Source organism: Stenotrophomonas sp. PS02298 (genome assembly GCF_029959445.1).
Classification (GTDB): domain Bacteria; phylum Pseudomonadota; class Gammaproteobacteria; order Xanthomonadales; family Xanthomonadaceae; genus Stenotrophomonas.
The window spans coordinates 21,633-28,252 of record NZ_JASCOR010000048.1; the positions used below are offsets into that span (position 1 = coordinate 21,633).

6 protein-coding genes are annotated in these 6,620 nt (G+C 62.1%); 3 read left to right on the forward strand and 3 right to left on the reverse strand.

What is annotated here, in order from left to right; genetic code table 11:
* Window positions 1–36: 36 nt before the first annotated feature.
* Window positions 37–690 (reverse strand): Ivy family c-type lysozyme inhibitor, encoded by a 654-nt coding sequence (locus QMX78_RS09300; protein ID WP_282268702.1) that lies wholly within the window; start codon window positions 688–690, stop codon window positions 37–39.
* Window positions 691–1,000: 310 nt separating this feature from the next.
* On the opposite strand from QMX78_RS09300, the gene QMX78_RS09305 reads away from it, so the two are divergent.
* Window positions 1,001–1,582 (forward strand): ester cyclase, encoded by a 582-nt coding sequence (locus tag QMX78_RS09305; RefSeq protein WP_282268704.1) that lies wholly within the window; start codon window positions 1,001–1,003, stop codon window positions 1,580–1,582.
* Window positions 1,583–1,697: 115 nt separating this feature from the next.
* On the opposite strand, the gene QMX78_RS09310 is transcribed toward QMX78_RS09305, so the two are convergent.
* Window positions 1,698–2,936, reverse strand: a complete 1,239-nt coding sequence (locus tag QMX78_RS09310; RefSeq protein ID WP_282268706.1) for an MFS transporter — start codon at window positions 2,934–2,936, stop codon at window positions 1,698–1,700.
* A 96-nt stretch (window positions 2,937–3,032) separates the two neighbouring features.
* On the opposite strand from QMX78_RS09310, the gene QMX78_RS09315 reads away from it, so the two are divergent.
* Entirely contained in the window at window positions 3,033–3,479 is a 447-nt protein-coding gene (locus tag QMX78_RS09315) for a helix-turn-helix domain-containing protein (RefSeq protein ID WP_282268708.1), read from the forward strand.
* Window positions 3,480–3,672: 193 nt separating this feature from the next.
* Entirely contained in the window at window positions 3,673–4,659 is a 987-nt protein-coding gene (locus QMX78_RS09320; RefSeq protein WP_282268709.1) for a hypothetical protein, read from the forward strand.
* 73 nt (window positions 4,660–4,732) lie between these two features.
* Here the strand turns inward: QMX78_RS09320 and yjjJ are convergent, their stop codons facing one another.
* Window positions 4,733–6,124 (reverse strand): type II toxin-antitoxin system HipA family toxin YjjJ, encoded by a 1,392-nt coding sequence (yjjJ, locus tag QMX78_RS09325; protein ID WP_282268711.1) that lies wholly within the window; start codon window positions 6,122–6,124, stop codon window positions 4,733–4,735.
* Between the last annotated feature and the right edge of the window lie 496 nt (window positions 6,125–6,620).

Below are 6,620 nucleotides of genomic sequence, written 5' to 3' on the forward strand. Positions count from 1 at the left end.
TGCTATCGGACTTCGGCGTCCCACTCCAAGCCGAACTCAAAGCTCTTCGTCGCAGGGTTCATCACTTAGCAGCGCAGGATCCACCGGCTTGGTTTCATCAATAAGCGCACGCTGCTCAGCCGTCGGATTGCCCAACCACCACACCTTGCAGCGTGATACCAGGCGGCCAACCATCCTGGTGTGTTGGGGCTGGTAAAGCATTGCCAGCTGCTGCGTGTCGCACTGGTGCGCCTGGCAGGCCGTATAGAACCACCATGTTTCGCTTCCCAACATCTTGGGCACGCCCGGTGCGCTGGGGCCACTGAGTAGCCGGTCGCGCTGCGGTGGGACATGCGGATCGGCGATGTCGCCCTCAGCCGCCTCTTTCAGCAGCTCGTCGAATGCGGCGGTGACCTTGGGATCAGCACGGCCGCAGTTGTCCACGGTGTTGCCGCCCACCAGGGTGAAGAAATACGTCGCCAGTGGATCTTCCTCACAGCTGGGTTCGTAGTCGAACGCGGCTGGCGTGGGCGCATCGCCCTCCGGGTCGCCCTCTTCATAGGGCGAGGATTCGGTGTCTTCGATCTCGGCGACCGGATCCGCGCTTGCCTTGGCCGGTAACTCGGCCGCCGGAACTGCGCCAGCGACGCCCTCCGCATCACCCGCCGGCACCTGCTTGCAGCCCAGCAGCAGACCTACAAGCAGCGACACTCCAAAAATACGGACTCTCATTTTTCACCTGGGGTAATCAGTACGTTGCATCCATGTAGTTCCCGGTCATGCAATGGGAATCGGCCGATTGTAGCTTCTGGGCCCTGGAATTGAATGCGTGCACTGGCAAGCACGCCGATGCTCGCAACGAATAGGAAATCCAGACGTCGGCACCACGCCTGCTTCACACACCACGAACCAGAAGCGGCTCATGCTTCCCCCGCTTCCAGCCCTCCAATTCGCGTTTGCGGCATAGGCTGGAACACCACGAACGTCGTTACCTCAGCGCACACCTTGCAGGAGCCGTTCAATGAATGCCATGAAACGCGTCGCGTTCGCTGCTTCCGTTGCACTCACCACGATTGTGACCGCACATGCCGCAGAGCCACCAACCAACAGCTGGCCCGCCAGCAAGGTCGGCGAAGCAACCCCCACCGTACAGGGAATGCCGTCAGCCCTGGCCAGGAACCTTGCGACCTTTGATGACCTGGATTTCCGCGTCTACACGAAGCAGCAATGGGATGACCTGCACCTGAGCCATGCCAAGGACATCGTCGTGCACTATCCAGACGGCCACACCACCACCGGTTTGCCCGATCACATCAAGGAACTGGACTTCATGTGGACTTTTGCACCCGACAACCGGATTACCGAGCATCCGGTGCGCTTCGGCTCAGCGAATGCCGAGTGGACGGCGGTTGCGGGCTTCATCGAAGGCACCTTCAGCAAGCCGATGACGCTTGCCGACGGCACCGTGATCCAGCCGACCAACAAGAAGTACCGGCTGCCGATGGTCACCATTGGGCACTGGAACGAACAGGGGCAGATGACCGAGGAATTCCTGTACTGGGACAACGCCGCTTTCATGAAGCAGATTGGTGTTGGCAACTGAGATCGATACCACCCAGCCCAACATATCAATTTGTTCGAAGAAGCATCGCTCTTGTGGCTCGGGTAGGCGGCGCGCGCCCGGGCCACTTCATCCACCTATCGACTGATGCTGTTCGCTACCGCAGCTGCTCAGGCATGTAGCGCCGAGTAAAAAGCCAGAAAACTCCCGCAACGCCACAAGTCGCCGCGCCCAGCACGCAGACACCAGTCCAGCCTTCCTGCGCATACATGGCGGTCGTTGCAATCGCTCCGGCCCCGCTGCCCACTGCATAGAACAACATGTACAGCCCAACCAACCGGCTATGCGCCTGCGGCTGTTCGCGGAGGATCAGGCTCTGGTTGCTCACGTGCAGCGCCTGCCCGCCCAGATCCAGCAGCACGATGCCGAGCGCCAGTGCCCACAACGACACCGGCATCAAGGACAACGGCCACCACGCCAGCAGCAGCACCAGCAGCGCCATCGCGGTGACGGCCTGGCCTCGCCCGCGATCGACCCATCGGCCTGCTCCAGTCGCGCCCAACGCACCGATAACGCCGACCAGCCCGAACGCACCAATTGCCGTATGCGAATAACCATAAGGCGGCGCACTCAGCGGCAGCACCAGTGCACTCCAGAAGATGTTGAATGCCGCGAACATAAGCAGTGCCAGCATTCCCCTGATCTGCAGCACCCGGTCCTGCCGCAACAACTGCAACATTGAGCCGAGCAACTGCGGGTAGCGCATCGTCACTGCGCTCGCCGGTAAACGCGGAAGCCTCCGATAGAGAACGCCGGCCAGCAGCAGCATCGCCAGCGCCGCAACGACGTAGACGCTGCGCCAGCCACCCAGGTCGGCAACACCGCCAGCGACCACACGCGCCATCAGCAGGCCGATGAACACACCCGCCTGCGCGGCACCAACCACACGCCCGCGTTCGCCGTCGCCGGCAGCACTGGCCGCATAGGCAATCAGCCCCTGTGTCATCGCCGTGCCGAGCAGACCTACCGCCAGCATGCCCAGCAACAACAGCCACGGCGATTGCGCCGAGGCCACCCACAACAAGGCGACCACCAAGGCCAACAGCTGGCCCAGCATCAGGCGGCGCCGCTCCAACCTGTCGCCAAGTGGCACAAGCAGCAGCAAGGCCAAGGCACTGCCGATCTGGGTTGCAGTCACCACGCTGCCGACGGCGGCCTGGCTGATGCCCAGCGATACCGCCAGCAGGTCCAGCAAGGGCTGCGCGTAGTACACATTGGCCACGCACAGCCCGCTGGCAATCGCGAACAGCCATACCAGACCTGCGGGCAGCGCATTGCCCGGCAGCTGCGTGGTGGCCTCGCGGTGTTCCAGCGAGCTTTCCAAAGGCAGATTCACGACCGATCCAATCCAGTTGCAAATAACAACCAAATAGATGCTATCGGACAGTGGTTTTAAAATGCAACTACAATGCACGCAACCACAGGAGCCGCCATGTCCCGCCGCAGCCTCGAATCCGACTCACCGTGCCCGGTAGCCCGCAGCCTCGACCTTGTCGGCGACCGCTGGTCACTGCTCATCCTGCGCGATGCATTCGACGGTGTTCGCCGCTTCGGCGACTTCCAGCGCGGCCTGGGCGTGGCCCGCAACATCCTCACCGACCGCCTGCGCAAACTCGTGGATGTCGGCATCCTGCAGCTGCATGCCGCATCGGATGGCACGGCGTATCAGGAATACGTGCTCACCCCCAAGGGCGAGAGCCTGTTCCCCATCCTCGTCGCCCTGCGCCAATGGGGAGAACAGCATCTCTACCAGCGCGGCGAACGCCACTCACAACTGCTCGACAACCGCACCGGCAAGCCGGTTCCGTTGATGCGGCTGCAGGGTGCTGACGGAGCGGCACTGAAAGCGGCGGATACACGGGTGCGCAAGCTGGCCTGATACCTCAGCCCGGGCCTGTATTGGCGGCTGCCCGACGAAGCGAGGCGGAAGCGACGTGCTTGCTCCTCCCTTTTGAATTCAGCAGCAAACCGCCCTGTGCCCGGCTCTGCAGGTCCTTGGCACTTCCGCCACACGACACCGGGCAGATGCATCTGCGAAGATCGGGCAACCAATGACAACAAGGATGTGCTGCATGACGTTGTTCGCCCGCCGTGACGTTCTCATATTGGGGTTGATGCTGTCTGCGGCCTGCCCGGTGACCGCGTTGGCGTCCGAGACTGCTGCATCGCAGCCAGCTCCCACGCGCACGGTGGTACCTGCCCTTTTCGAGCACCAGCGCATCCTGCTGACACCGCGCCTGGCCAATGGCGCGACGATCGTGTTCTACACCGACACCGGTGGCGGTCTGAACATGGTGCGCGACGATATCGCGCAACGCTTGGGCCTGCGCCCCGGTGCGGAGGTTGAGGAAGAAGGCCAGCCGCCGCTCAAGACCGCGGAATGGCCAGCCTTCGCCGATGGCGCCAGCATTCCGCCCGCCGAACACGACAGCTACCTGCAGGGTCGGCTCGCGATAGTGCCCGCCGAGGGCTTCGGCGAAGGCCCCATGCTCAATGAGGGCTTCCTTGGCAGCCGCTGGTTTGCCGGGCGGGTGTGGGAGTTCGACTACCCGAACAGCACGCTCAGCGTGCTGCAGGGCTGGAGGCCGCCGGCCACTGCCCGCAGCACGCCGCTGACGATGCTGCCGAAGCGCAACATGCACTGGCCGCGCATCCAGGTTGAGATCGACGGCGAACAGCTCGACATGCTGTTCGACACCGGTGCCGAACTCCGGCTGGGCGCGGATGGCGCCAAAGCGCTGGGCCATGCCGAAGGCGCGCGCGTGGCAGGCAGCTTCATCACCGCCCGCCAGTACCGCAAGTGGCGCGATGCGCACCCGGACTGGCCAGTGGCACTGAAAGGCGATGGCGGCATGCCGATGATCCAGGTAGCCAACGTGCGCATCGCTGGCACCGACACCGGCCCAGCATGGTTTGCGGCGCGCCCGGACCGCAATTTCACCGAGTACATGTCATCGATGACCGATGCCCCGGTGGAAGGCGCCATCGGCGGCTCGGCATTCGGTCGCTTGAAGATGGTGGCGGATTATCCGGCGCAGGTGCTTCATGTGCTGCCGTGAGCGGAGCGTTGGTTTCCCGGAATCCTGGCCGAAGAGCCGCATCTAGAAAACCGACTCTGACCCCGGTTTTCCTTCAGCTGCCGAAGCGTTGGGCGTAGCGGCTGACTACGTCGATGTTTTGCTGGGCTATGGCCTGAATCTCCGGGGAAACCTCCGATTCCGCTACCCGCCGCCAGAACTGCTCAGCCAGTTCTGCGACCCAGGCAATGAATGGCGCTTGCCCGGCCCTGCTGGGCGCATTGATGCTTACCGGTGCGAGTGCGCGAATATTTCCGGTTTGAGCCGATGGAGCCATATACATCGGCAACATGTCGTATGCAGGACACAAGGGTAGCGGGCCATCGTCGATCAGCTCGAAACCGATATTGCCGAGATGCATGTCGGTATTGCCGATGAATCTGCCGAACCAATGCAGCCGTGCCATGTTCTCGGCGGTATCGCGGCTGATCAGTCGCTCGCTGTTGAGTTGTTCCCCTGCCAGACCCCAGTCGCGCGACCCCTCACCGATGAAAGCCGCATCGAGCGCCAACAACGAAACAAAGCCGCGCCTACCCAGTATGTCCGCAGTGCGATCAAACCTTTCCACTTCAAGGAATACGTGCTCGTCGCTGCGCAGCAACTGCGTGCGGGCAGCCTGAAATCCTGCCTCGCGCAGCGTGGTCAGCGCCAGGTGTTCGCAGGTGAGCAGATCCGCCCAACGTGCGCCCAACAGGTTCAACGATGGCAGCGCGAACTTCACCAAGGCAGCGTACCGACCAGTAGCGGTAACCACGGTGGCAGTGAACTTCGGCTGCTCACCGCCTGGAGACGAGCCCACGTCCTCGCCATCGAGGGCTTCCCTGGCGCGTATGGCGTAGACCTCTTGCCGGCTGTCCATGTCCACCCGGTCAGGTGGCGCATCCACATCCAGCAGCGCACGGTCGATAGCGGCCTGCCCCAACAGCAGGTCACCGATACTGGTGCCGCCATGCAGGATGCCGAGCAGGTTGTCGCGCGATTGCCAGCTCTTCAGGTCCACCGGCACACCCAATGCACGACCCAAGCGATGGGCCATGGAACGACCGAGGAAGCCTTGCGGGCGCACGTCATCCAGAAACCAGGGCAGCCCAGGGAAGTAGCCCGCCGGGCCGTCCACTTGCCGCATGAGGTTCGGATGAGCGCCCGTAGGTTCAAAAAGGAAGCCGTCTCCACGCAGCGCGTGCAAGCTGCCCAGCTCTTCCATGTTGGCATCCGGGCCCATCCGGTAAAGCGGCCACGTGTTTGGCCGGACCAGAGCTGTAGCCACGTAGGCGGTGGCGCGTGCCTTGCCAACACGGCGTACCTGATCACCGGCTTCGGCTACCAACCGCGACAGCACGGGACGGGAAACGGCCAGCTTTTCGACCAACACGCCAGCCGGCACCGGATCGCCGCTCTGAAGCAGATCAAGCAGTTGCGGGACGCTGGCTGAGGAAGGACGGGCCATGATCAGCGCTCATTTCTTTACGATTCAAGAAACGATACTAGATGACAATGGCAACTGCAATAAACTGATTTAAATACGTATTGCTCAAAACATGAACGCCATTTCCGGTTTATTTCTTTACGATTTAATCCCGATACTGCGCGCTCTCTGCTGCAGATCCAGTTGATCTGGGGAAACCCAAGACCACCTAACGAACCAAGGCCAGGGCGGAAACCCAACCCTGACCCCGGTTTTCAAGCTAGAAGTCGAAGAGCTCGCCGAGCAGGCCTTTCTTCTTCTTGTGCTTGTAATAGCCACTGTCACGCGAATCGTATTGAGGCGGCCTGACGTTGCGCGGCTCCGGTGGACGGGCCTGGGGCGCATCGGCAAGAGCGTGTGCAGATTTTTGTGTAAACGGGATTCGGGTTACAGCTGAGGGAGCCGCCCCTCAAACTGGATGGTAAATCGGTTCAGGGCTGCCTTCCAATCACGGATGGGTAAGGTCCATCGTTTGCTG